This window comes from Fervidicola ferrireducens (genome assembly GCF_001562425.1).
In the GTDB taxonomy this organism is placed as follows: domain Bacteria; phylum Bacillota; class Thermosediminibacteria; order Thermosediminibacterales; family Thermosediminibacteraceae; genus Fervidicola; species Fervidicola ferrireducens.
This window is the reverse complement of record NZ_LOED01000073.1, coordinates 1-1,958: the sequence shown is the minus strand read 5'-3', so window position 1 is coordinate 1,958 and position 1,958 is coordinate 1. Positions and strand designations below refer to the sequence as shown.

Genomic DNA, 1,958 nt, shown 5'->3' with positions numbered 1-1,958 from the left:
CTAGAAAAATCAAGGGTTGCGGGCGGAAGTAGCTCAGGGGTAGAGCATCGGCTTCCCAAGCCGAGTGCCGCGGGTTCGAATCCCGTCTTCCGCTCCAGCCTTGAAAAATCTAGCTTTAACGGACTTGCCCTCCCTAAAAAAGTCCGATTTCCCTGGGGAGGGTTATATTTATGCACAAATTAGTTAGATTTAAACAAAGCATACCCGACTTAAAGCATGTCCTGGAGGAATTCCTCCTTGCGAGACAGGCCGACGGCCTATCTCGACGCACTTTGGAGGATTACCGCTGGCATGTCGGGAAGTTCCTCGAATCTTCCGGCGATTTATCCGATTACGAAGCAATACGGAAAGCAGTCTTGCATTATTTCAGCCGGTTGTGTTCCCCGGGCTACAGGAACATAAAGCTGAAGTATCTCCGGGCCTTCTTTAACTGGTGCGTGCAGGAAGGCTATCTACCGGCTAATCCTACCGCAGGGCTTAAGAAAGCTAAAGAGGATATAGAGAGCGCAAGGCATGTTACTCTTGAGGAGTTAAAAAAAATTCTTCAGCAGCCGGACAAAGGGACCTATACGGGCCTCAGGGATTACTGCCTTATACTTGTGCAGATTGACACTGGCGCAAGGCCCGGGGAGCTGTTGCAGGTTAGGGTTTCGGACCTCTCGCTTGAGTCGAGGGAGATACGGATAAGGCCCGAAGTTGCGAAGACAAGGGTCGGCAGGACTTTGGCAATATCGCCCCATACGGCTCAGGCATTGGCGAAGTTCTTAAAACTTCGCCCTTCGTGGTGGGATAACGATGTGCCTTTGTTTGCTTCGGAAAACGGAAGGGTTTTAAATACAGCAAGTTGGTCAAGAAGATTGGCGAAATACTGCAAGAAGGCAGGGATAAAAGTCACCCCTTACGGTTTACGCCACACCTTTGCGATTGAGTTTCTCAAGGCCGGCGGCGACCCGTTCAGCCTTCAGAGAATTCTGGGCCATACGGACCTTACCATGACCCGCCGGTATGTAAGGCTGTCGCAGGACGACATCAAGGAAGTTCACGAAAAAGCTTCTCCGGTGCAGAAGTTGCAGCAGATGGGGAAGAGAGCGCCGAGGCGCTTAACGCCCACGAAAATGGCTTAAAAAGACGGTTTTAAGGCAGGGGCATGTAGATGTACCCCTGCCTTTTTTCGTGCTCTTTTTACTGCTTTTTACGGGGCGTTTGACCCAGAAGAGCGGTGAGTTCTTCCACGCTAAGTCCTGCCTGTTTCAGGATTGAGCGCAAAGTCCCAGGTGCAAGCTCATCATGAAGGGGAATTATTGCGATTCTTCCCCCGGGATGGCGCATTTTCACATGACTTCCCCGCTGGCTGACCCGGTAAAAACCTGCCTTCGCGAGGGCTTTGATGACTTCAAGTCCGGACACAACAGGCAGTTTCGAACTCACAGGGCTACCTCGACCGTTGCGATTATGGGAGCAGGCAGGACTTCCGGTAAAGGCTCATCTTGAAAGTAAAGCTCCAGGGCTTCCTTCAGGTTTTCAAGGGCTTCTTCGATAGTCTTTCCCTGGCTAGCCACTTCCACTTCTACGGCTTTCGCTACATACCACCGGCCTTCTTTCGTAATAACTGCCGTAAACCGCATAACAGACAGCCTCCCAATATTGTTCGTACTGTTAATTATACAGCATCACATCGTGACATCCTCCCCCTAATGAATTAGGGGGCATCCCAGCGTGGGACGGCGGTACACACCGCAGGTTAGCCAGCACTCCCCGGTCTACCCGGTTCATCACCTTGGCCTTAAGGGGTGTCACCCTCCCCTTTCTCCCGGGGTCATGCCCCGAGAGCATCGAGCGCTCTCGCGGCTATGTTTATTGCCCCCACCCTGTCCGCATCAGATTGGTATCCACATTTTATGCATTTAAACCAGCCTTGGGTCTTCCGGTTATACCGGGAAGCATTCCCGCACTTCGGA

The 1,958-nt window shown here is 51.9% G+C and carries 5 protein-coding genes and 1 tRNA gene; 2 read left to right on the top strand and 4 right to left on the bottom strand.

Annotated features, from left to right (window positions below; genetic code table 11):
- Window positions 1-22 precede the first annotated feature (22 nt).
- Together AN618_RS12290 and AN618_RS12285 are read left to right on the top strand one after the other, a co-directional pair.
- Window positions 23-97 (top strand) — tRNA-Gly (locus tag AN618_RS12290).
- Window positions 98-170: 73 nt separating this feature from the next.
- Window positions 171-1,124, top strand: a complete 954-nt coding sequence (locus AN618_RS12285) for a tyrosine-type recombinase/integrase (RefSeq protein ID WP_066355623.1) — start codon at window positions 171-173, stop codon at window positions 1,122-1,124.
- A 58-nt stretch (window positions 1,125-1,182) separates the two neighbouring features.
- Here the strand turns inward: AN618_RS12285 and AN618_RS12280 are convergent, their stop codons facing one another.
- The 4 genes from AN618_RS12280 to AN618_RS14090 form a co-directional block, all read right to left on the bottom strand.
- Entirely contained in the window at window positions 1,183-1,428 is a 246-nt protein-coding gene (locus AN618_RS12280) for a type II toxin-antitoxin system HicA family toxin (protein WP_066355622.1), read from the bottom strand.
- Complete coding sequence (locus tag AN618_RS12275) at window positions 1,425-1,625, bottom strand: type II toxin-antitoxin system HicB family antitoxin (RefSeq protein ID WP_066355619.1); 201 nt, start codon at window positions 1,623-1,625, stop codon at window positions 1,425-1,427. Before AN618_RS12275 ends, AN618_RS12280 begins: the two co-directional genes overlap by 4 nt.
- Window positions 1,626-1,656: 31 nt before the next feature.
- Window positions 1,657-1,797, bottom strand: coding sequence for a hypothetical protein (locus tag AN618_RS13270; RefSeq protein ID WP_157081764.1), 141 nt, complete (start codon window positions 1,795-1,797; stop codon window positions 1,657-1,659).
- A 19-nt stretch (window positions 1,798-1,816) separates the two neighbouring features.
- Window positions 1,817-1,958, bottom strand: a 142-nt coding sequence (locus AN618_RS14090) for a zinc ribbon domain-containing protein (protein WP_157081658.1), incomplete at its 5' end; no start/stop codon positions are given.

Coding starts and splice junctions, on each gene's coding strand:
- AN618_RS12285 (WP_066355623.1), top strand. CDS start 171: ATGCACAAATTAGTTAGATTTAAACAAAGCATACCCGACTTAAAGCAT.
- AN618_RS12275 (WP_066355619.1), bottom strand. CDS start 1,625: ATGCGGTTTACGGCAGTTATTACGAAAGAAGGCCGGTGGTATGTAGCG.